This window comes from Pseudomonas salomonii (assembly GCF_900107155.1).
GTDB classification, from domain to species: Bacteria; Pseudomonadota; Gammaproteobacteria; order Pseudomonadales; family Pseudomonadaceae; genus Aquipseudomonas; species Aquipseudomonas salomonii.
In genome coordinates this window covers 84,845-105,734 of sequence record NZ_FNOX01000012.1, presented here as the reverse complement: position 1 = coordinate 105,734, position 20,890 = coordinate 84,845, and the positions used below count along the sequence as shown (strand labels likewise).

The window sequence follows — 20,890 nt, the reverse complement described above, 5'->3', positions numbered from 1 at the left end:
CCCACATTTAGGTCAGTGTAGGGTTCACGTCCTACAGCGCACACTGAAACAGCAAAGTCCGAAGCCACAGCGCCTTGCTCCCTTGCCTACGCTTGCGTCAGAATCCGCCGGCTTGTGCGCTATGGTGGGCGTCTCTAAGGTTGCTCGGTCGCTGACAATTCAGTGATCGGGTTTAGTAGCCCGGGGTTATTCCAGTCAGTGCATGAGCTTCATCTGTCGAACGGCTTCGTCCGTGCTTGATGGTGGCTGTGTGCAGGGCGTCTTCGGGCGCGCCGGCTTTCTTGGAATTCCCCGGTCTACTAACCTGCGCACAGCTGCCACCCCTTTGTTTAGTAGCTCAGAGGTGGCGGCCCTAAAGTGGGAAATTCCAAGTATGTTCAAAATAACGCCGAACCCTCCAAGCGAACCGGACCTGAAACTCAATCAGGCCGCGCATCGTGCAATTGATCACTACCTCAATCCAAAAGCCGACCCGGCTATGTCACCCCCTGCGCTGTTCAACGTCGCCGCCGATGCCAGCAGCGAAACCCTGATCACCAACAGCTACGAAACCTTTTCCTCGGTCACCGCCTTGCTGCTCGACCTGTCAGAAGACTTGACCGGAAAACAGCGCGACGTGGCGCTGGCGATTCACCAGTTGAGTGAGTTGGGGGTGTTGCTGATGGACAAGCTGCTGGAGCGCGAGGCCGCCGGCTAACGCTGATGATCGTTCCCACGCTCCGCGTGGGAATGCATCCCGTGACGCTCCGCGTCACATTGCGCAGGCCTTAAAATAGGCGTCGACAGCTGGACGCGGAGCGTCTGAGGCGGCATTCCCACGCGGAGCGTGGGAACGATCATTGCCCGGCGCGCCTCAAGCCCGCTTCGGCAGCTTCCAGTTCGGCCGAATAAAGTGGCAGGTATACCCATTCGGTATCCGCTCCAGATAATCCTGATGCTCAGGCTCCGCCTCCCAGAACGGCCCGGCCGGCTCAATCTCGGTGACCACACGGCCCGGCCACAGCTTCGACGCGTCCACGTCGGCCGCCGTATCTTCGGCAATATCGCGCTGCTGCTCACTCAAATAGTAAATTGCCGACCGATAGCTCGGCCCCGTGTCATTGCCCTGGCGGTCAGGCGTGCTCGGGTCGTGGATCTGGAAAAAGAATTCCAGTATCTGCCGATAACTGATCACCGCCGGGTCAAACACGATCTCGATCGCTTCGGCATGGTTGCCGTGGTTGCGGTACGTGGCATTCGGCACATCGCCGCCGGTGTAGCCGACGCGCGTTTGCAGCACGCCAGGGTAGCGCCGCAACAGGTCTTGCATGCCCCAGAAGCAGCCGCCGGCAAGGATGGCGGTTTCGGTCGGGTTGGTCATGGTCTGCGCCCTCAGTGGATACGAGGGTAGTTATGGGGCTGGGTTGGCCAATACCAAGGTGGCACAGGCGATTAATCTCAAACACTAACAGACGAACGGGCCAGCGAAACGATCTCCAACGGGGCGGTATTAACTGCAAACAGGGGATGTGCAGACCACAGGGTTTCAGGTGATGATTCGCCACCTAAATCAAGGACGATAACAACAATGAAAACCGCTCTACACGCCCTGTTCCTGCTCTGCCTGACCACACCCGCCTTCGCCGACGAAAACCCGGTCGGTTTCAAAACCACCACCCTGCCCGATGCGCACAACAATCGCCCACTGGAGCTGGTGGTCTGGTACCCCGCGACCACCACGGCCAAACCCACGCTGATCGCCGACAACGCGGTCTTTATCGGCGCCCTCTCCGTGCCCGACGCGCCGCCGGCTGCGGGCGAGCATCCGCTGGTGGTGCTGTCCCACGGTTACGGCGGCAACTGGGGCAAGCAGGTGTGGCTGGCCAGTGCATTGGCGCACAACGGTTACATCGTCGCGGCGGTCAACCACCCCGGCACCACCACCAAGGACCGCAACGCGCAAACGGCCGCGCAGCTATGGCAACGCCCCGCCGACCTGAGCCGCGCCATCGACGCGGTGCTGGCTCAACCCAAGCGATTTGGCGCGGTGGCGAACCAACAGATTGCCGCCGTCGGCCATTCACTCGGCGGCTGGACCGTGCTGGAAATCGCCGGCGCGCGCTTCGACCCTGACCTGATCGGCCGCGACTGCGCCGCACACCCGAAGCTGGGCGGTTGCATCGGCTACCAGGAGATGAACCCCGCCGCGACGCCCGAAGGCAAAGCCCGGCTGGCCGCGGACTTGAGCGACAAGCGCGTCACCACCATCGTGTCTCTGGATCTGGGCCTGTCACGCGGCATGACCGACGCAAGCCTGGCGGCATTCAAGGTGCCTGCGCTGGTTATCGCGGGGGGCGTGCCAACCGAGGATATGGACCCCAACCTGGAATCCGCCAACCTGGTCAAGCGCCTGCCAAAAGCCTCGACCCAGTACGTGGAAATCAGCGACGCCACGCACTTCAGCTTTATGTCGATCTGCAAACCGGGCGCAATCGAGTTGATTGAGGAAAGCTCGCCGGGCGATGGCATGATTTGCCGCGATGGCGAGGGTGGGCGGCCACGGGCGGTGATTCAGCAGCAGGTGGTGGGGTTGATTACGGGGTTCCTGGCGCGGACGGCCCCTAACGAAAAGCCAGGTCTGCACCCATAAAAAGCGCACCGTATACGATGCGCGAATGGATCAAACCCGGTAAAGGCACCGCGTAGCAGGATTCAAGGCAGCGCAAATAATGTGGCTGCCATAGCCCAAACCCCTTGCAGCGCCGGGCCGTCACTCAGCTAATCAGAATGGTTTGGTCGGCAGGTACTTGCCATCCAGGGTGATCACGGCGCGGGAGCCACCGTCCGGGTCTTCAACCTTTTTGACGTCGAGCTTGAAGTTGATCGCGCTGATGATGCCGTCGCCAAACTTCTCGTGGACCAGCGCCTTGAGCGTGGTGCCGTAGACCTGGATCATTTCGTAGAAGCGGTAGATGGTCGGGTCGGTCGGCACGCCGTTGCCGATGCTGCCGCGCACCGGGATGGTTTGCAGCAGGAGCACGGCATCCGCATCCAGGCCCAGGGTGTCGGCAACGGCTTGAGCGGCGCTGGCGGGCAGTGGGTGCTGGCCGAGCAAGGCGGCGGTGACGAAGGCTTCGTGCAGGCCGGTGCCTTCGGCGATCTGCGCGAACGACAGGTCTTTGCGGGCTTTGGCCAAGAGGATGACGTCGGTGAGGGCAAGGCGAGTGGTCTGGCTGATTTGCGACTGGATCATGGGGTTATCTCCGTGGGTAAAAAGTTGGGTGTTAGTAGGAAACGGCGCGCGCAGTCGGGTTGTCGGCAAGGGCGACGAACTGGCCGGTGCGGCCATCGAAGGCCTGGATGCAGCCGCTTTCGATGTCGTAGACCCAGCCATGCAGGGTTACGCGTTTTTCTTCGAGGGCCAGGCGCACTGAAGGGTGCGTCTGGATATTGGCCAATTGCGCGATCACGTTTTCGCGCACCATGGCGGCGACTTTGGCGTGTTGGTCAACATGCTGGCGGGCCTCGTTGACCACCCGGCCGGAGTCGGCGTAGCGCAACCAGCCGGCCACGGCGGGCATGTGGTCAAGGCATTTGCAGGTGGCGATGGCGGTCATGGCGCCGCAATCGGAATGCCCGCAGATCACGATGTCGCTGACTTGCAGGGCGGCGACGGCGTACTCCACCGAGGCCGACACACCGCCCGGCTCGGGGCCGTAGGACGGCACGATATTGCCGGCGTTACGGATCACGAACAGGTCGCCCGGCTCGCGCTGCGTGACCAGTTCCGGCACCAGACGGCTGTCGGAGCAGGAGATGAACAGTGCCCGTGGGCTCTGCTGGTTGGCCAGGTCTTTGAACAGGCCGGCACGCTCGGGGAAGGCGCTACGTTGAAACTTCAGGAAACCGTCGATGATGGCTTGCATGGGTGACTCCTTTGGTTCGCGATGCGATGAAGCAAAGGTTACGCAGCCCCTTAAATAAGGTAAAAGTCTCATATATGATCAAGCACATCAGATAATCTTATGAGTACAAGAATGCTGGCGCGCCATATCCATTACTTTCTTGCCGTCGCAGAGCATCAGGGCTTTACCAGGGCGGCGACGGCCCTGCATGTCTCGCAGCCGGCGCTGTCGCAGCAAGTGCGGCAGTTGGAGGAGAGCCTCGGCGCGCAGTTGTTTGATCGCTCAGGGCGCAAGACGCGTCTGACCGACGCGGGGGAGGTTTACCTGCGCTATGCGTTACGGGCGGCGCAGGAACTGCAGGAAGGCCAGCGTGCGATCCATGACGTGGGTGATTTGAGCCGCGGGACGCTGAGGTTTGCTGTTACGCCCACTTTCACCACCTACCTGGTGGGGCCGCTGGTGGAAGCCTTTCACCGCCGCTACCCAAACATCACGTTGAACCTGCGCGAAGTCGCCCAGGAGCAGATGGAAAACCAGCTGCTGGCCGACGAGCTGGATGTGGGCATCGCCTTTGATCAAGCGCACGCACCCGACATCGACAGCTATCCCCTGCTGGTGGAAACCCTGGCGTTGGTGGTCGGCAACCAACACCCGCTGGCAGGCGAGGCAGCCATCGGGTTGCAGGCGCTCAATGACGAATCGCTGATCTTGCTCAGCAAGGCCTTCGCCACCCGCGAGCAGATCGACCGCTACTGCAACCAACACGGCATCCGCCCACGCGTGGTGATGGAGGCCAATGTGATTGGCGCATTGATCGAGGTGGTGCGCAGGACCACGCTGTCGACGCTATTGCCGGCCGCGATTGCACGGGCGCATCCCGAGTTGGCCGCGATTGAACTGGGGCCGCAACGGTTGCAGCGCACGGCGGTGTTGATGCAGCGCAAAGGGGTGTACCAGAGTGCGGCGGCGCGGGCGTTTATCGAGGTGGCCAAGCAAGTAGCAGCAGCACTAGGAGAAGGCCCGCGTTAGAACGCCACCGATTAAAGGTGGCGCGTTCAGTGAATCCGATAAGCACACCGTCGCGCGCCCAGCTGGATATGTTCCACGCGCTCGACCTTGGCCCGTAGCACCTGCTCGAACACCTGCAATTCTGCGCGGCAAAACCCTTGGCACGCGGTCGCCGCTGCGCAGATCGGGCAATGGTTCTCCACCAGGATCAGGGCGCCGTCCGGCTGCTCGCTGCACTGGGCCATGTAACCTTCACGCGTGCGCAGTGCCGCAAGCTTTTCGACCCGCGCTTTAAGGCCGCGAACGCCTTGCATCTCACGTTCATACAACGCCAGGGTCTGGCGCTCGCGCACGTCGATCAAACGCTCGATAGCCTCTTCACCAAAGGTCTCGCGCACGGTCTGCAACAGTTGCACGGTGAGTTCGGAATGGGTGTCGGGAAAGCGCGCGTGCCCCGCCGCCGTGAGCTGCCAGACCTGGGTCGGGCGCCCTACCCCACGCACCTCGGAGCGGGCCTCCACCAACCCACTGGCGGCCAGTTTCACCAACTGCTGGCGTGCCGCTTCACCGGTGGTGCCGAGGAACTCACCGGCATCACTGGCCAATTGTGGCCCACGGGTCTTGAGCAGGTGCAGCAAACGATCCGCCGGCGACACCGGCGAATATTCCAAGTCGTTTCTTGACAAAATAAACAGCCTCGTCGCAATATTCAAAGCAATTACTTGGCAAATTAACCCAAGCCTGCCAGCGGCACAAGGAATCGTCGATGCACACCCAAGACAGCAGCTGGAGCGAGTTGCTCCGGGGCAAGAATGCCCCCCGTTCCATCGCCCTCTCCGGCGGCATTGCGCTGTATGCCACCAACACCTATATCGCCACGACCATTCTGCCGTCGGTGGTCGCCGAAATCGGCGGTCTGGCCCTGTATGCGTGGAGCACCACCCTGTACGTGGTGGCCTCGATCATCGGCTCAGCCCTCACCTCCAAGCTGCTGCAACGTACCGGCCCAAGGCTGGCGTATACCCTCGCCACGCTGATCTTTATGGTTGGCGTGCTGATCTGCGCCCTGGCGCCAAACATGCCGGTGATGCTGGTCGGGCGCTTGATTCAGGGGTTGGGCGGCGGCATGTTGCTGGCCCTGTGTTACTCGATGATCCAACTGGTGTTCGAAGAGCGCCTGTGGCCGCGGGCGATGGCGCTGGTATCCGGCATGTGGGGCGTGGCGACCTTGGTCGGCCCGGCGGTCGGTGGCGTATTCGCCGAGATGGATGCCTGGCGTTTCGCCTTCGGCGCCATGGTGCCGATAAGCCTTGCCTATATGGTGCTCACCCACCGCGCACTTCCGCCACGCGACGCCACGGCGAGCACGCCAACCCGCTTGCCGGTACCGCAACTGGTGCTGTTGGCCGCCGCCGTGCTGGCCGTGTGCGCCGGCAGCGTTTCGGCGCTGCCGAGCTGGAACCTGCTGGGCATCGCCGTGTGCGCCGTGCTGGTGTATGCACTGATCCGCCACGAATCCACCGCGACCCTACGGCTGCTGCCCAGGGACGCACTGAAGTTCGACGCCCCGCTGTGCGCGCTGTATGCAACCACTTGCCTGCTGGTGATCGGCATGAGCAGCGAGATTTTCATGCCGTATTTCCTGCAACACCTGCATGGCCAATCACCGCTGGTTGCCGGTTACATGGCAGCGCTGATGGCGGCCGGCTGGACCGTGTCGGAAATCCTCAGCTCCGGCTGGAGCGGCCGCGGCGCACAGCGCGCGATCCTCGCGGGGCCGCTGTTTATCGTGGCCGGGCTGGTGCTGTTGGCCATCACCACACCGGTGGAAAGCCTGGGTGAATGGGCGCGGCTGGCGCCGATCTGCCTGGGGCTGTTCCTGGTCGGCTTCGGCATCGGCCTGGGCTGGCCGCACCTGCTCACGCGCATCCTGCAAGTGGCGTCGGAGCAGGACAAGGACACGGCCGCCGCGTCGATCACCACCTTGCAGCTGTTCGCCATGGCCCTGGGCGCGGCACTGGCCGGGGTAATTTCCAACGTGGCGGGTATCAACGACGCAACCGGCAATGCCGGCATCGCCAACGCGGCACTCTGGTTGTTTGCCCTGTTTACCCTGGCGCCGGTGCTGGCCTGGGTAATGGCGCGCCGGGCGACGCGGGTGAAGGTTGCGGCGGCGCAAATGACCCCGTCCTGACCACCGTCTACGCGCTACGCTTGGCGATCCAGCGCCGACACTGCCGCGTGCGCAAAGCGTTGCCCAGTTGTTGCTCGATCAAGGCGCGTAACGGTGATACGCCGGGATCAGGCAGCCAAGCGTGGCCGTCCATCGAGTGCCCGAGCGCTTCACGAAAGCTCGGTTGCTCGACCGTCGTAGTGGGAAGTGCCAGAGTAAATCCTGAACAGGGAGTGCAACTGGGTACACCCCTTCCAATGTTGGCTCAGCGCGCGTTTAGGAGCTCTCTTCGAACGATCTCTGCGCCAGCACTCAGCGCATTCAACTTGCCCCTTGCGACGTGGCGAGGCAGAGGTGCCATGCCGCAATTGGTGCACGGATAAAGCTTGTCGGCATCGACAAACTGAAGGGCCTTGCGCAGGGTATTGGCCACTTCCTCGGGCGTTTCAATCGCGTGGTTGGCCACATCAATGGCCCCGACCATCACTTTTTTACCGCGAATCAACTCAATCAGTTCCATGGGGACATGGGCGTTGTGACATTCCAGTGAAATGATATCGATACTGGACTTCTGTAGCTTGGGGAAGGCTTCTTCATACTGCCGCCACTCCGACCCCAGGGTCTTTTTCCAATCGGTGTTGGCCTTGATGCCATAGCCATAACAGATATGCACCGCCGTTTCGCATTTGAGGCCTTCAATGGCCCGTTCCAGGGTGGCGACACCCCAGTCATTCACCTCGTCGAAAAACACGTTAAAGGCCGGTTCATCAAACTGGATAATGTCGACGCCCGCCGCTTCCAGTTCCCGCGCTTCTTCATTGAGGATCCTGGCGAATTCCCACGCGAGTTTTTCGCGGCTTTTATAGTGGTTGTCATACAGCGTATCGATCATGGTCATGGGGCCTGGCAGCGCCCATTTGATCGGCTGGTTGGTTTGCTGGCGCAGGAACCTGGCATCTTCGACAAACACCGGCTTTTGGCGGGCAACGGCGCCCACCACCGTCGGCACGCTCGCGTCATAGCGATCACGAATTCTGACGGTTTCACGTTTCTCGAAATCCACGCCACTGAGGTGTTCAATAAACGTCGTCACGAAGTGTTGGCGAGTCTGCTCACCATCACTGACGATATCAATCCCGGCGTGTTGCTGTTCCTGCAATGCCAGGCGCAAGGCATCTTGCTTGCCTTCAATTAATTCGTCACCTTGCAACTTCCAGGGTGACCACAGCGTCTCCGGCTCGGCAAGCCAGGCGGGTTTTGGCAAGCTGCCGGCTGTAGAAGTGGGTAATAACTTTTTCATGACAGGCACAACCTTTTAAATTTTATGAGTCAAGCGGCGTATTGAGCGGACCACTGTTCAAGAACAGCGTGATAGGGCTTGATGAAGTTCTCCTCAACAAACCGGCCCTGCTCTATCGCCAGCTGATTGCGCTCTTCTCGATCATAGACAATCAGGGTTAATGAATAATCCTGATGCTTCAAACTGGGTTGATAAGCTTTACCGGCAACCGAGTTCGCATTGTAAATCTCAGGCCGGTAAATTTTTTGAAAGGTGTCCATCGTGCTGATGGTGCTGATAAGTTCCAGGTTGGTGTAATCGCTGAGTAAGTCGCCAAAGAAATAAAACGCCAACGGCGCAGCACTGTTTGCCGGCATGAAATAGCGAACGCTCAAGCCCATCTTCTTGAAGTATTCATCGGTTAACGAATGCTCATCCTGCTGGTATTCAACACCCAACACAGGGTGCAGGTTCTCAGTGCGATGATAGGTCTTGGTATTCGAAACACTCAGGCAGATAACCGGTAGTTTCTTAAAATTCTGCGTGTACGCACTCGAGCTCACGAAACATTTGAACAGCTTGCCATGCAAGTCGCCAAAATTATCGGGCGTGCTGAATTCGGCTTGGCCCTTATTATGGCCGAGCAATACCACGCTAAAGTCATAGTCGCGTACATACGAAGAAAAATTATTGCCGACGATGCCGTCAAGGCGCTCATTGGTTTTACGGTCCACAATCGTCGTTTTCAACACTTCAATCAGCGGAATGGCCTGCCCATTGCCTTCAACACCGATCTGCATTTCAGCCGAAACGATCTCGAGCTCGAGCGCATACCGATCACCCTTGGCATTGTCCCAATGCGCTAAGGCATTGAAGCGGTTATTGATCATCTTCAAGGTATTGCGCAAGTTTTCCTGGCGGCGCTCGCCCCTCGCCAAATTAGCGAAATTGGTGGTGACGCGCGTGTTTTCAGAAGGGCGATAGTGCTCATCAAAACAAGTACTTTTAATCGTAAACTCAAACGCGTTGTTCATGAGAACCTGACACCTCAAAAAGTTGAGACAGACTTGAATTCACGGGTTGCCTTATAGCGCTGACGCTCAGCCCAAGTCTTTACTGTATCTACAATGAGGTGCAGTTTATGCTGACCATAGAGGGAGAGATAATGAATTGATTTCACCAAACCTTTAGCCCTGCTCATGATGAGTGCAAGGCCTCAAACACCGCACGATCGCGCGCAAAGCCATCGTCGAAAATGCCGGGATTGCCCCTCGCACCTTTCGACCTGCGCTTGGCCATCGAACCGGGCATTGCTGTGGTGCATCTGCTGAGTTTCGGGCCGGTACGCCCGCACAAAGATTAAGCTTTAAAGTCAATCCGGTTAAGCCTTAATTATAAAAACATGAAGTTTGTAATGCCGTATTGATTTTCGATCGTTAGCCACCTACGTTATCAATCCCGGTTTGCAGACTAATTAAGGAATGATTATGACCGCTCAATCGAAAACCGTTTCCCGCGCTAAGTTCTCTGCACTCGCTGCTAAAATCAACCGCGCTCAACCCGCTGACGCTGCTGACAGCGTCAAAGAAGTAAAAGCAATGCTGGCCACTAAAGAACTGTTCAAATCGGGCATGGTCGCCACGATGGACGGTGAACCCCGCTACATGTAATTCTCCACGCGAAAAAACCGTTACACACGACGCACAGTCTATTTGATACTTGCAAGCCGGGCCTTTCATCGCATGTTAAAAATCCAAGGTGACACATTGAATATACAGCGCACAGGCAAATATCGCTGCGCACTGCCGTTTTCGCTCTATGCATTAGAGGCACAAATTCTTTTGCCCGCCGCCAACCACCCTATGACTGACAGCGGGTTACTTGAAGAGCGTCGACAACATGTACAGGCCTTTCTTGCCTGTCAGGGCGCAAGTGAATTTATTTCAAGGCTGCACGCGGTGTTCATTGGCGGCTCACTGGCAAAAGGCACGGCCGATACACTCTCCGATACCGATGTATGCCTGATCGCTTCCGAGCGCCACCTGATCGGCTGCCTGGAACACCTTGGTTTACCCTATGAACATAGGCAATACGAATATCGAATCGATACCGAGTTTCCACCTGACAACAAACTGGATGTTCGCCTGATCAGCCTGGAAAGCCTTGAGAACATGATAGAAAGCTTTCAGTCGATGACTGACCTTTCAGCCAGCCATCAGGACTGTCTTGCCAACCTGCAAGAGGGTATCTATCTTCATTCAACCCCTGAAGTAGACGAGTTGATACGGCGCATAGACCTCTCTTACGAACACGCGAGCCTCATTATTTCAGACAAACTCCGGTACCTGAAAAACTACAACCTCAGCAAATACCTTATCCGTAAAGACTTCTTTACTTACTATGAGATGCTGGGGATTTTGTATGCGGCTTTTTGTCATATTTTCTTTGCTGTAAACGGGCAATTATTCAGAGGCTATCGCCACCTGCAACGTTTTTCCGTGCGCTATGAGATTTATCCAAGCGCCGTTATCTCAGCATTTTCCGAATGCTTCGAGTGCGCAACACCTGCTGCCACTGACAACCTGCTTATCCAGCTTTCAGGGTTTACCCAAGCGCTTGAAGAACACCTTTAAATGCCCTCACCGAGCCGAGAGATAACCGTGTTTGAAGAACTGTTTGGCATCAGCAAGCAGGTGTTGTTTCCCCACCGCTGGGAAACATCCCTCATCACCTCGAAAACCGCAGCCAAGCCCTTGGTCGGCAATCAAAGCGCTGACTACATTCTCTCCCTGCTGAGCAACCCTGTTGAGCATGAAGATTTGCTGATCATAAAGAATGGAACGTATTGCCAGCGTGACGCCTACACCTCAGGCGGCAGGTGCATCAAAGAAAATATCCGGGAGTTGATCACACAGGAAGGGTGCGCCGTTTACCTGCGCTGGTTGGAAAAATATGACAGTAACTTCACCACACTGGCCAATCGCTTGAATGCAGAATTGTCCCCGTTCACGTTCAGTTTCTGCCTATTTTACGCCCCCACCGCCAGCACTCTTTTTGACGAACATTTTGACGCCCATGATGCCTTCATCATCCAGCTGGAGGGGAGCAAGAAATGGCAAGTGTGGCCGGCAATCGTTGCAGACGTCGAAGCTGTTTCATCCCCGCACTTTTATACGCCTATGGTCAGAGCGCACGTGGCGGAACATGCACCGAGCTACGAAATAACCCTGCAGGCCGGTGATGTGATGTACCTGCCTCGCTGCACGATTCATCGCGCGCTGCCCACTGACGAGCACTCAAGCCACCTCAATGTGTGGATGACGCCGCGACCGCTGCACAAATTCATATGGGGTGACGTGAAGTGAAACATGCCTTACCCGAATGGCGGCCCGTACTGAAAACCGCTCTACCGTTGGTGCTGAGCAATTGCGTGAATGCCGCGCAGAACATGTTGAGTATTTTCCTGGCCGCTACTATCAGCTTGAGTGCAGCGGCGTCTGCCGGGTACATCAATAGAATCTATTTTATTTATGGCGCCATGATCATTGCCATGAACGGCGCCGGCAGCATACGGCTCAACCGATTGAATGGCGACCATCAGCGCGCGGCGTTCGACGCCATGCTCAAACGCATGGTGCGTTTTTCGGTGCTGGGCGCGGTGGCCTGCTTTGTCATATTTTTCCTCGGGGCCCACGCCATTACCCGACTGGTAGAGCCGAATGGCGACGTCGGTGCGGTACCGACCTATTTGCGTTGGATGGCGATTTCTTATATTGCCGTCACCTTGGCAAGCCCCTATTACATGGCGTTGATTGCCAAGAAGCAGGGCCACGATATTTTCCGCGCCTTGCTTGTTTCACTGAGCCTTGGCGGCGCCTTTTCAGCCGTCAGTGTCCTGTATTTCAAACTTGACCTGGCGTATGTGGGCGCCGGCTGTGCAGTGGCGCAGCTCGTCTATCTGGCGCTGATGATCCGCGCTTACAAACGCCTGGTTGCATGCGCCCCCGTGACAGCGCATCACGCGCCGGGCGTCCAGCCCACCTTTCAAAACAGCTTTAGCGCAGATGCGTTCAACTTGTTCATGGCAATGAGTGTTTCAACGCTGGTGGACTTCCTGATTCTGTACGTACTGGTTGAGGATGTTCAATTCGTGGCGTTAATGAGTTTTTACTTTTCAACGACGGCGATGCTTCAAGGTGTTTCGCTGGGTTTTGCAACCGCCGCCTCGGTGTTTATCGCGCAAGCCATTAATGAAAGCAGACGCACCTATAGCGTCACGGTGACTGGTTATCTGCTCTACAGCCTGCCGCTGGCACTGTTTTGCGCGGCCGTCTGTTATGTCTACCTCTACCACACATTACAGCCAACCAGCCCGCCCTCCGGTGTCATTTTTCTAATTAGCCTGATCACACTGATCAGTTGCATCACCCTCTTCGCGCAACGGGCAGTCTTGCGTGCCAAAGGCGATACGACCTTTATCAAAAAACTGACATTTGTACTGTCCGCGCTGATCAAGCTCCCTTTAGTCTTTTACATTGCCTACGCCCAGCCGGCATCCGCTGAGCGAACCAGCCTTCTGTTCTCTGTCTTCCTGTTGTGCAGCGTGATTGGCCTTGTCGCTATCGGCTTGCGTATTTCAAAATCGTTTAAAAGTGACGAGTCTCTGCCCGCTGGCCCACCCGTGGGAAGCGCTTCCTGCGAGGGCAGCCTGAAATGATCGAGATGATTTTTGTCTGTGGTTGCCCGCGTTCGGGCAATACATTGATGGGGGAGTTGCTGGGGTCACTGGCTAACGTGAATTACTGCGGGGAGTTGGGCGTATCGTATTTCTCAACCCAAGTCAGCCAGGAGGCTTTCAGGAGAACGCCGGGGCCGTATGCCGAGGCTTATCGCGCCAACCTGATGGGCAATGCGCTGGACTTCCTTGACGACATCAGGGCAGCCAACCCGCAAAAACCGATCCTGTGCGACTCCACACCGTGGAATGCACGAATACTCACGCAACTGCAGGCGTTGCACCCCACTGCACTGTTTATTTATATGTTTCGCCACTATTCAGGGGTTATCCAGAGCCTGAGGCGCTCCTGGGATCAAGGTTACGAGTGGGCGGGGCCAAGCGACGACAACCGCGCGCAGCTCTGGAGCGACCTGAATAACCGCATCCTGCAATGCCAACACCCCGCTTCGATCGGCATCAGTTATGACGCGCTGTGTGCCGACCCCTTGGCGACACTGGACCACTTGAACACCCAGCTTAACCACTACGGTGTGTCCGGCTCGTTTGACAGGGCAGTTCTATCCAAAAGCCATGCTAGCAGCGTCGCGCGCCCCACACTGGCTACCGTCAATGCGCAGGCGGAACTGGTCATCAACCCCTTGCGAACACGCTGTGACGCGCCCCGCCCGGACGCGGAAGCCACGCCACTGGACCGCGCCCTTAACGCCACCTACCAACAATTATTGCGCAAGTTCCCGGCGCAAACCGGATAGCGGGCGTCTGCCCTATGGCTCGAAGGCCCCCGGCAGTTTCCGTATTCAACGGCCTTGCGTAATACTGGACCGGCCCCACCACAGGGGATTCGAACGGTTCGAGTGAGCATGAATAGCACCCAAAACAGCGCTTTCGCCTATCAGACGGTCTACCGCTACCTCGTCGAGTTGATCGACGCCAGCCCGTCGTCAGGCGAACGTAAGCTGCCGTCCCTGCGCCAATTGGCCGAGCGCCTTGGCGTGTCGGTGTCGACCACCAAATACGCCTATGCCTTGCTTGAGGATGAAGGGCGGATCTACGCCCGGCCCAAACAGGGCTATTTCATAAGGGCCATGATTTCCACTGCAACCTCCGCTGAAACCAACCTGCTCGATCAGGTGTTCGCCAATGCCCGCCAGCCGGGAATGCTGGCCTTGAGCAGCGATGCACCGGCCATGCTGTTGTCGCTGGAAAACCCGCTGCTGATGCTCGAACGTGAACTGACCCGCCAGCACCCACGCTCCCTCGCGCCGCTTTATTTACCCTTCGGTGAGCCCGAGTTGCGCGCCGCATTGGCTGAGCGCTACACCCAATCCGCCGACCGCTACTGGCAGGCCGACCAGGTGTATATCGGCGCGGACCTGCACAGCGTGCTGGAGGCGGCACTGGTCGCCTTGGACCTGTGCGGCACGGTGGCGCTGGTGGAGTCACCGTGTTCGTGGGCGATCCTGCGCCAATTGCAGGCGGCGAAGATTCGCGTGATCGAAATGCCCCTCGACGCCCACGGGCGTTTCGACCTGGCGGCGCTGGAAGGCGTGCTGATGCGTGAACCGATTCGCCTGGCGGTGCTGTCGTCGACGGTGAATATCCCCCAGGGCGGCGTGATGCCGGCACAGGACAAGCAGCAGATCTGCGGCTGGCTGGCGGCGCGGGCTATCTGGCTGTTTGAAAACAACACCTACGGCGAGTTGTATTTCCAAGCGCAGCCGCCGCGTTATCGCGACTTCGCCGACCCGCAGAAGCTGCTGGTGTTTTCGACCTTCGATAAAGTCATCGGCTCCGAAGCGCCGTATGGCTATGTGCTGTGTCGCGGGCAGGGGCCGCAATTGCAGCGGGTGTTTCTGGAGCGTGGGTTTCGCCTGTCACCGATCCGGCAAAAGGCGATCGCCAAGCTGCTCACCTCCAAGCGACTCGACGCGCATTTGAAAACGCTGCGGGCGCTGCTGCTGGAGCGCATGACCGGCATGAAAGCCTTGCTGGAGGAACATTGGCAGGTAATTGCGCCCCAAGGCGGCGCCAGCTTCTGGCTGCAAGCGCCGCATGCGGTGGATATGCGCCAGGTGTTTGAGCGCCTGCTGGCCCAGCGCATCGTCATCGCCCCTGGCGAGCTGTTCAGCCAGCACGGCGCCTGGCCGCAGCACCTGCGCCTGAGCTACACCCTCGACTGGAGCAAGGATATCGCCCAGGCCGTAAAGCGATTGGCCGAAGCGTTTGATCAAAGCCCGTAGCAATGCCGCGCTTCGGGGAAACGGCCATGGCGCACGTCATCGGCAAACCGCTCGCAGGCATCGCGAATCACGGCGCCTACATCTGCGTACTGTTTGACGAAGCGCGGCAGATGCTCGCCGCCCAAACCCAGCACATCTTCGGTCACCAACACCTGGCCATCGCACGCAGGCGAGGCACCAATGCCGATGGTGGGCATCCTTGAATCCAGAGTGATCTGCCGCGCAACACCTTCGGCCATACCTTCGAGCAACAGGCTGAAGGCGCCCGCCTCCAGATTGGCACGGGCATCCGCGGCAATCACAGCAGCAGTTTCGGCGGTAAGCCCTTGTGCCTTGAAGCCGCCCATCACGTTGACGAACTGCGGCATCAACCCCACATGGGCCATCACCGGAATGCCGCGCGCCACCAGAAACTCCACGGTGCCCGCCAGTGCCACGTTGGCCTCCAGCTTCACCGCATCGCAACCCGTGCGCGCCAGCACTTGGGCGCAGTTGCGAAACGCTTGCTCATTGGATTCCTGATAGCTGCCAAACGGCATGTCGGCAATCACGCAGGCCAGGCGCGTGCTGTCGACCACGGCGCGGGTGTGGCCGATGATTTCTTCCAGCTGCATGCTCAAGGTCGAGGCCCGGCCATAGCCGACCATCGCCGTGGAATCACCCACCAGAATGAAGTCGACCAGCGGGTCGATCAGCTTGGCGATGGCGCTGGAGTACGCGGTGAGGGAGACGATTTTCTGCTGGCCCTTCATGGCGACCAGTTGCGGGACGGTCAAGCGTTTGCTGCGGGTGTGGAGGCTCATCGGTGTTTTCCGTTTGTGCTGAATTCACGGCCCGATTATTGGTAAAACCCCAGGGCGTTCAATGCACAGATTGACGCTAAAAAGCGACCCAGGTTTTTAACCTGATATCATCCTGGCCTTCACCCACCAGGCACCGACACATGAACCGCCAGAAAAAACTCAAGCAGCTCTTTAAGGCCAAAGCCAAGAAGGCCAGCGCCAAACTGGCGCCCAAGAGCAAAGATAAATACATCAGCAAAGCCGACCGCGCCAAACTCGAAGCCGAGGCCGATCAAGCCTCAACCAGCGCTGCCGACACGCCCGCTTGAGGGCGTGCCCACCTCATACTTGTTCCAGATTCGCCGCAGGTGCCGGGCTGACCCAAAGCCGGCGCGTTCGGCAACGGTTTCCATGTCCAGGCTCGACGCCATGAGCAGTTCACGGGCCACGGTGATACGCAGCGTGTGCAGGTAATCCAGCGGGCTGATGCCTACGTGTTCGTGGAACAGCCGCGCCAGGTGTCGGCTGCTGGTGCAGGCCAGTTCGGCCATGCGTGTGACGGTCCAGGCTTCACAGGGTGCCGCGGTGATGGCGTCCTGCACACGATGCACGGCCGGGTGCAGGTGGTTGCGACCACTGATCCAGGCTGAGAGCTGTGGGTCGGCGCCGCTGCGGCGCATGTACACCACCATGTCGCGCGCCACGCTGCAGGCCAGGCGCGGCCCGGCCAATTCGGCGAGCAGGTGCAGCATCAGGTCGATGCCCGCCGTGACACCGGCGCTGCAACTGACCGGGCCGTCCGTGACATACAGCCGGTTTTCCAGGACCCGGGCCTTGGGTGCCAGGGCCTGCAATGCCGCGCACAGCGCGTGGTGGGTGGTGCACTGGCGGCCATCGAGCAACCCGGCGCGGGCGGCACTCAATGCCCCGGCGCACACGCAGATCAAACGCTGGCCCGACGGCGCAAACACGCTTTGCAGCCATTGGGTCAGCGTGTCGCTGGCCGACTCAAACGCTTGGCGCTGCGCCTTGCTCACCTTCGACGTGGAGCCGACCAACACCACCAGCGTGCCGGGCGCCAGGCTGGGCGGCAATGGCGCCAAGCCGGCCAGCGGCAAGCCGATGGAGGTTTGCAGCGCGGGCACCGGGCTGACGTACTGCAAGTCGAAGTCAATGGCTGCCGGGGCCTCGCTTTGCGCGGCCAGGCGCAGCACCTCGGCGGGACCGGCCAGGTCCAGCATCAGCACATTGGGCAACAGCACGAACAGCACCGGCACGCTCACGGGTTCAACTCTCCAAGGCCTGGGCGACGGTGACGATGCGCGCAAAGCGCTCTTCCAGCACCAGTTCGGTACGCTCACGAATCTCGGCGGCGCTGTATTCTCGGCCACTGCGTGCGTGGGTCATCGGGAAGGTCAGCGTTGCCTCGCTGACAAAATCCACCGCAAAACCGCTGTCCGACGCCTGCCGGGTGGTGGTTTCGCAACACTGTTCGGTGCGGATGCCACTGATGATCAGCTCGCTCACACCCATCTCCGTAAGCCGTGCAGCCAAAGGCGTGCCGGCGAAGGCACTGTGAAAGCGCTTGTGAATGATCAGGTCGGGGTTGATCGACAACTCGCTCAAGGTTTTGACATTGCCCGATGCCATCGAAAAGTGCCCTTGGTCTTCAACATGGAAGATTTGTATCACCGGGATGCCCTGTTGAACACACCCATCGATCAGCGCCTGCTGTTTTTTCAGGAACTGTGGCAGGTCATTTTCGGACCAGTAATCAGAATGACGGAATGACTGCTGCACATCGATAACGATAAGGGCTTTGCGGCTCATGATAGGTCCTTGAGGCTTGCATCACAGTGGTTGATGCAAGCCATGGTAAGCACACCTGTCGATGAGCGACAGGCAGGTGGCGGACCACTTCAGGACCGATTCGGACATACCCGCTCAGCCGCGCAAATCACCCTCGGAAGTTTGCCGCACGGTGAGCAATTACTTGGCGAACAGCTGGCTCATGTCCTTGAACGCCTTGAACTCCAGGGCGTTGCCGCACGGGTCGAACAGGAACATGGTGGCCTGCTCGCCCACCTCACCCTTGAAGCGGATGTAGGGTTCGATCACAAACCGGGTCTCACGCGCGCGCAGCCGCTCAGCCAGGGCCTCCCACTGGTCCCACTGCAGGATGATGCCGAAATGCGGCACCGGCACATCGTGGCCGTCCACGGGGTTGGAGTGCACCGATTCCTGGGATGCAGTCTTGGGGTGCTCGTGAATCACCAGTTGGTGGCCGTAAAAGTCGAAGTCGACCCATTGCGCACTGGAGCGCCCTTCCGAAAGGCCAAACACATCGCCGTAGAAGTGACGCGCGGCGGCCAGGTCGTAGACGGGAATCGCTAGATGAAAGGGAGAAAGGCTCACGGTGGCTACCTGCAGGTTCTGTTGGGTTAGACCCCGATTCTTCACCACAAAGCCCCATGGATAAAGCGGATATCCTTCGCCCTGAGCCTCAATAATTTTGATGCTCGCGCCCTACTTCGGCGCACCCAGCACTTCGATGACGCACGCCCTGAATAATTCGAAGAGCGGCAATTGGCGCTGGGTGTACTTGGTCAGCAGCACGATTTCACGGTAGAACGTGAGCGTGTCCAATCGCAAAACCCGCACGTCGCTGCCATGTTCCAGCCACAGGCCAGCCAAGGGCACCAGCGACACGCCCAAGCCACTGCGCACCATCTTGACGATGGCGTCCAGTTCGTCGAGTTCCAGCGCCTGCCGGGCCTGAATCTTGTGTTCCTTGAGAAACTGCGTGACCTGGCGCCCGCCGAACGAGCCACGGTCATACCGCACGAAGGGCTGTTCACGCAGAATCTGCAGCGGGTCGTCGCCCTGCACGTCCTTGGCGGTAATCAGCACAAAGGGTTCGCGGGCGATCACTTCGATATTCAGGTCTTTGGGCAGGTTGAAGGGCGGGTGAATCATGATCGCCAGGTCCAGCTCACCGGCATCCACCTGGCTGAGCAGGTTGAGCGATACGCCGGGCACCAGGCTGACCTCGATAAACGGCGCACGGCGTTTAAGCGCGACCAGCGCCTGGGGCAGGAGGCCGGTTTGCACACTGCCGATGGCGCCGATGCGCAGCGAACCGTGAAAGTTGTTGGCGCTGTCGGGCGCGCCCATGCGCGAGAAAATATCGAGGATCTCCTCCGCCAGCGGCACCGCGCGCTGCCCCGCCGCATTGAGCGTGGCGGAGCGACCGGTGCGGTCGAACAGCTTGACGCCCAGGGCGGCCTCAAGGTGTTTGATCTGCGCACTCACAGCCGATTGCGTCAGCCCCACCTGCTGCCCGGCGGCGGCAAAGGTGCCACGGCGGGCGGCGCTTACAAAGGTTCTCAACTCTCTGATCATGGGCCTGCCCTATCGCTCGTTGGGGTTCAGCATCCGCTCAAGGCCACCTGCGGTCGTTCGCCTGCGAAGAAGAACGGCCGCAGGCGCACACCCACGCTGTTACCGATAAACGCTGCCACCAACCACACCCAGCCATGCAGGCTGCCGGAGGCGATGCCGCTGAAATACGCGCCGATGTTGCAGCCGTAGGCCAGGCGCGAACCATAGCCCAGCATCAAACCACCGATCACGGCGGCCACCAGCGAGCGCGCCGGGATTTTCAGGCTTGGGGCAAAACGCCCGGCCAGGCCCGCAGCCAACAGCGCGCCGAGGACGATGCCGATGTCCATCACGCTGGTGATGTCTTGCCACACGGGGGCTGCCAGGGCTTTGGCGTTGCCCGGCATTTGCCAGAACGCCCAACTGGCCACGTCCACACCCAAGCCGCCGGCCACTTTGGCACCCCACAACGCGAACGCCGAGGTAATGCCCCATGGCCGTCCGGCCAGCGCCAGCGTCGCATAGTTAAGCAGTGCCAGACCGATTGCCCCCCACACCAACGGCCAAGGCCCGCGCAGGAAACGGCGCAGACCGATGTGCCCGCTGGTCACGCCTGGTTCAAGCTGGCCGTGACGGCCCTTCTCCAAGCGCACGGAAACCAGCGCAATGAGCGCAAACACGGCCAGGCTCAGAACCATGGCCGGCAACACGCCGAAGCTCTTGACGATGGACACCGCCGGGAACGCCGGCAACGCGAACCACCAATCCACATGGTGGGTGGCAATCAATGAACCGCAGATAAAGAACAGCAGCGTCACCAGCATGCGCGCATTGCCGCCGCCCACGGTGAACAGCGTGCCGGATGCACAACCGCCGCCCAACTGCATGCCGATACCAAAGATAAACGCCCCGAACACCACCGACACGCCAGCCGGTGCTACCAGCCCGACCACCGGCTGGCCGAACAACGTGCCCGCTCCCAGCGCCGGGAAGAACAGCAACACCGCCACTGCCAGCATGACCATCTGTGCGCGCAAGCCGGCGCCGCGCCGATCATTGATAAATACGCGCCAGGCCGACGTGAACCCGAAAGCGGCGTGGTACAGGGTCAAGCCCAATGCGGCGCCAACCACCAGCAACAGCACCTGGCGCGAGCCGACGCTGTTTTGCAGGAATACGGCGCCGGCCACCAGGATGATAAAAGCCGCCAAAGGCGCGATAGGCTTGCGCGCTGGGGTCAGGGAAAGGGAGGTGCTCATGGGCTTTCTCGGATCTGATCGGGGGGGAGATTGGCGGTGAGTATAAACCCTGACAGGGTCGGCCTTTGCAGGAATTCAGACGGCCAGGCAAGGCCGCGAAGGTGGCAAAGTTTAGTTTAGCCGGGTGTATTGCTTGAACAAAAAAC

The 20,890-nt window shown here is 59.3% G+C and carries 23 protein-coding genes; 11 read left to right on the top strand and 12 right to left on the bottom strand.

Annotated elements, in window-relative coordinates; translation table 11 throughout:
* Positions 1–373: 373 nt before the first annotated feature.
* Positions 374–697: a DUF6124 family protein gene (locus BLV67_RS25070; RefSeq protein WP_069786583.1), complete on the top strand. Its 324-nt coding sequence runs from the start codon at positions 374–376 to the stop codon at positions 695–697.
* Between the two features lie 156 nt (positions 698–853).
* Here the strand turns inward: BLV67_RS25070 and msrA are convergent, their stop codons facing one another.
* A complete protein-coding gene (gene msrA, locus BLV67_RS25065; RefSeq protein ID WP_065931406.1) occupies positions 854–1,360 on the bottom strand; it encodes a peptide-methionine (S)-S-oxide reductase MsrA in 507 nt (168 codons plus the stop codon).
* Between the two features lie 207 nt (positions 1,361–1,567).
* On the opposite strand from msrA, the gene BLV67_RS25060 reads away from it, so the two are divergent.
* Positions 1,568–2,629, top strand: a complete 1,062-nt coding sequence (locus tag BLV67_RS25060; RefSeq protein ID WP_069786582.1) for an alpha/beta hydrolase family protein — start codon at positions 1,568–1,570, stop codon at positions 2,627–2,629.
* Positions 2,630–2,761: 132 nt separating this feature from the next.
* Here the strand turns inward: BLV67_RS25060 and cynS are convergent, their stop codons facing one another.
* Together cynS and BLV67_RS25050 are read right to left on the bottom strand one after the other, a co-directional pair.
* On the bottom strand, positions 2,762–3,232 hold the full coding sequence (gene cynS / locus BLV67_RS25055; protein WP_017136972.1) for a cyanase: 471 nt from the start codon (positions 3,230–3,232) through the stop codon (positions 2,762–2,764).
* 31 nt (positions 3,233–3,263) lie between these two features.
* Entirely contained in the window at positions 3,264–3,905 is a 642-nt protein-coding gene (locus BLV67_RS25050; protein WP_065931404.1) for a carbonic anhydrase, read from the bottom strand.
* A 111-nt stretch (positions 3,906–4,016) separates the two neighbouring features.
* Between BLV67_RS25050 and cynR the strand changes: the two genes are divergently transcribed.
* Positions 4,017–4,913: a transcriptional regulator CynR gene (gene cynR / locus BLV67_RS25045; protein WP_069786581.1), complete on the top strand. Its 897-nt coding sequence runs from the start codon at positions 4,017–4,019 to the stop codon at positions 4,911–4,913.
* A gap of 26 nt (positions 4,914–4,939) precedes the next feature.
* Here the strand turns inward: cynR and BLV67_RS25040 are convergent, their stop codons facing one another.
* Complete coding sequence (locus tag BLV67_RS25040; protein ID WP_208604503.1) at positions 4,940–5,563, bottom strand: helix-turn-helix transcriptional regulator; 624 nt, start codon at positions 5,561–5,563, stop codon at positions 4,940–4,942.
* A gap of 95 nt (positions 5,564–5,658) precedes the next feature.
* Between BLV67_RS25040 and BLV67_RS25035 the strand changes: the two genes are divergently transcribed.
* Positions 5,659–7,086: an MFS transporter gene (locus tag BLV67_RS25035; RefSeq protein ID WP_069786580.1), complete on the top strand. Its 1,428-nt coding sequence runs from the start codon at positions 5,659–5,661 to the stop codon at positions 7,084–7,086.
* Between the two features lie 244 nt (positions 7,087–7,330).
* Here BLV67_RS25035 and BLV67_RS25030 read toward each other — a convergent pair whose 3' ends face one another.
* Both BLV67_RS25030 and BLV67_RS25025 read right to left on the bottom strand, forming a co-directional pair.
* Positions 7,331–8,365 (bottom strand): methionine synthase, encoded by a 1,035-nt coding sequence (locus BLV67_RS25030; protein ID WP_069786579.1) that lies wholly within the window; start codon positions 8,363–8,365, stop codon positions 7,331–7,333.
* Between the two features lie 29 nt (positions 8,366–8,394).
* On the bottom strand, positions 8,395–9,378 hold the full coding sequence (locus BLV67_RS25025; protein WP_069786578.1) for a DUF1852 domain-containing protein: 984 nt from the start codon (positions 9,376–9,378) through the stop codon (positions 8,395–8,397).
* Between the two features lie 453 nt (positions 9,379–9,831).
* On the opposite strand from BLV67_RS25025, the gene BLV67_RS25020 reads away from it, so the two are divergent.
* The 6 genes from BLV67_RS25020 to BLV67_RS24995 all read left to right on the top strand — a co-directional run bounded on the left by BLV67_RS25020 (position 9,832) and on the right by BLV67_RS24995 (position 15,322).
* Positions 9,832–10,014 (top strand): hypothetical protein, encoded by a 183-nt coding sequence (locus BLV67_RS25020; RefSeq protein ID WP_065931399.1) that lies wholly within the window; start codon positions 9,832–9,834, stop codon positions 10,012–10,014.
* Between the two features lie 72 nt (positions 10,015–10,086).
* Entirely contained in the window at positions 10,087–10,977 is an 891-nt protein-coding gene (locus BLV67_RS25015; RefSeq protein ID WP_065931398.1) for a nucleotidyltransferase domain-containing protein, read from the top strand.
* Positions 10,978–11,004: 27 nt separating this feature from the next.
* Complete coding sequence (locus BLV67_RS25010; protein ID WP_065931397.1) at positions 11,005–11,709, top strand: JmjC domain-containing protein; 705 nt, start codon at positions 11,005–11,007, stop codon at positions 11,707–11,709.
* Complete coding sequence (locus BLV67_RS25005; RefSeq protein ID WP_141722702.1) at positions 11,706–13,061, top strand: MATE family efflux transporter; 1,356 nt, start codon at positions 11,706–11,708, stop codon at positions 13,059–13,061. Before BLV67_RS25010 ends, BLV67_RS25005 begins: the two co-directional genes overlap by 4 nt.
* Entirely contained in the window at positions 13,058–13,834 is a 777-nt protein-coding gene (locus tag BLV67_RS25000; protein ID WP_065931395.1) for a sulfotransferase family protein, read from the top strand. The genes BLV67_RS25005 and BLV67_RS25000 overlap by 4 nt, the downstream gene beginning before the upstream one ends.
* Before the next feature lie 108 nt (positions 13,835–13,942).
* Complete coding sequence (locus tag BLV67_RS24995) at positions 13,943–15,322, top strand: aminotransferase-like domain-containing protein (RefSeq protein ID WP_069786576.1); 1,380 nt, start codon at positions 13,943–13,945, stop codon at positions 15,320–15,322.
* Here BLV67_RS24995 and panB read toward each other — a convergent pair.
* Positions 15,310–16,125 (bottom strand): 3-methyl-2-oxobutanoate hydroxymethyltransferase, encoded by an 816-nt coding sequence (gene panB / locus BLV67_RS24990; protein WP_069786575.1) that lies wholly within the window; start codon positions 16,123–16,125, stop codon positions 15,310–15,312. The two genes, BLV67_RS24995 and panB, sit on opposite strands and share 13 nt — an antisense overlap.
* 140 nt (positions 16,126–16,265) lie before the next feature.
* Between panB and BLV67_RS24985 the strand changes: the two genes are divergently transcribed.
* Positions 16,266–16,433, top strand: coding sequence for a DUF2986 domain-containing protein (locus BLV67_RS24985; protein WP_065931392.1), 168 nt, complete (start codon positions 16,266–16,268; stop codon positions 16,431–16,433).
* Here the strand turns inward: BLV67_RS24985 and BLV67_RS24980 are convergent.
* The 5 genes from BLV67_RS24980 to BLV67_RS24960 form a co-directional block, all read right to left on the bottom strand.
* Positions 16,404–17,387 (bottom strand): GlxA family transcriptional regulator, encoded by a 984-nt coding sequence (locus BLV67_RS24980; protein ID WP_065931391.1) that lies wholly within the window; start codon positions 17,385–17,387, stop codon positions 16,404–16,406. The two genes, BLV67_RS24985 and BLV67_RS24980, sit on opposite strands and share 30 nt — an antisense overlap.
* Positions 17,388–17,391: 4 nt before the next feature.
* Positions 17,392–17,934, bottom strand: a complete 543-nt coding sequence (locus tag BLV67_RS24975) for a cysteine hydrolase family protein (protein ID WP_069786574.1) — start codon at positions 17,932–17,934, stop codon at positions 17,392–17,394.
* A gap of 159 nt (positions 17,935–18,093) precedes the next feature.
* The gene (locus BLV67_RS24970; RefSeq protein WP_069786642.1) at positions 18,094–18,519 is read right to left on the bottom strand and encodes a VOC family protein; all 426 of its coding nucleotides are present in this window, start codon (positions 18,517–18,519) and stop codon (positions 18,094–18,096) included.
* Between the two features lie 111 nt (positions 18,520–18,630).
* Positions 18,631–19,506 (bottom strand): LysR family transcriptional regulator, encoded by an 876-nt coding sequence (locus BLV67_RS24965; RefSeq protein ID WP_069786573.1) that lies wholly within the window; start codon positions 19,504–19,506, stop codon positions 18,631–18,633.
* A gap of 26 nt (positions 19,507–19,532) precedes the next feature.
* Positions 19,533–20,744 (bottom strand): YeeE/YedE family protein, encoded by a 1,212-nt coding sequence (locus tag BLV67_RS24960; RefSeq protein ID WP_069786572.1) that lies wholly within the window; start codon positions 20,742–20,744, stop codon positions 19,533–19,535.
* Positions 20,745–20,890: the final 146 nt, after the last annotated feature.

Bases quoted from the DNA above. Each gene is read 5' to 3' on its own strand.
- BLV67_RS25070 (WP_069786583.1), top strand. From the start codon at position 374: ATGTTCAAAATAACGCCGAACCCTCCAAGCGAACCGGACCTGAAACTC.
- msrA (WP_065931406.1), bottom strand. From the start codon at position 1,360: ATGACCAACCCGACCGAAACCGCCATCCTTGCCGGCGGCTGCTTCTGG.
- BLV67_RS25060 (WP_069786582.1), top strand. From the start codon at position 1,568: ATGAAAACCGCTCTACACGCCCTGTTCCTGCTCTGCCTGACCACACCC.
- cynS (WP_017136972.1), bottom strand. From the start codon at position 3,232: ATGATCCAGTCGCAAATCAGCCAGACCACTCGCCTTGCCCTCACCGAC.
- BLV67_RS25050 (WP_065931404.1), bottom strand. From the start codon at position 3,905: ATGCAAGCCATCATCGACGGTTTCCTGAAGTTTCAACGTAGCGCCTTC.
- cynR (WP_069786581.1), top strand. From the start codon at position 4,017: ATGCTGGCGCGCCATATCCATTACTTTCTTGCCGTCGCAGAGCATCAG.
- BLV67_RS25035 (WP_069786580.1), top strand. From the start codon at position 5,659: ATGCACACCCAAGACAGCAGCTGGAGCGAGTTGCTCCGGGGCAAGAAT.
- BLV67_RS25030 (WP_069786579.1), bottom strand. From the start codon at position 8,365: ATGAAAAAGTTATTACCCACTTCTACAGCCGGCAGCTTGCCAAAACCC.
- BLV67_RS25025 (WP_069786578.1), bottom strand. From the start codon at position 9,378: ATGAACAACGCGTTTGAGTTTACGATTAAAAGTACTTGTTTTGATGAG.
- BLV67_RS25020 (WP_065931399.1), top strand. From the start codon at position 9,832: ATGACCGCTCAATCGAAAACCGTTTCCCGCGCTAAGTTCTCTGCACTC.
- BLV67_RS25015 (WP_065931398.1), top strand. From the start codon at position 10,087: ATGTTAAAAATCCAAGGTGACACATTGAATATACAGCGCACAGGCAAA.
- BLV67_RS25000 (WP_065931395.1), top strand. From the start codon at position 13,058: ATGATCGAGATGATTTTTGTCTGTGGTTGCCCGCGTTCGGGCAATACA.
- BLV67_RS24995 (WP_069786576.1), top strand. From the start codon at position 13,943: ATGAATAGCACCCAAAACAGCGCTTTCGCCTATCAGACGGTCTACCGC.
- panB (WP_069786575.1), bottom strand. From the start codon at position 16,125: ATGAGCCTCCACACCCGCAGCAAACGCTTGACCGTCCCGCAACTGGTC.
- BLV67_RS24985 (WP_065931392.1), top strand. From the start codon at position 16,266: ATGAACCGCCAGAAAAAACTCAAGCAGCTCTTTAAGGCCAAAGCCAAG.
- BLV67_RS24975 (WP_069786574.1), bottom strand. From the start codon at position 17,934: ATGAGCCGCAAAGCCCTTATCGTTATCGATGTGCAGCAGTCATTCCGT.
- BLV67_RS24965 (WP_069786573.1), bottom strand. From the start codon at position 19,506: ATGATCAGAGAGTTGAGAACCTTTGTAAGCGCCGCCCGCCGTGGCACC.
- BLV67_RS24960 (WP_069786572.1), bottom strand. From the start codon at position 20,744: ATGAGCACCTCCCTTTCCCTGACCCCAGCGCGCAAGCCTATCGCGCCT.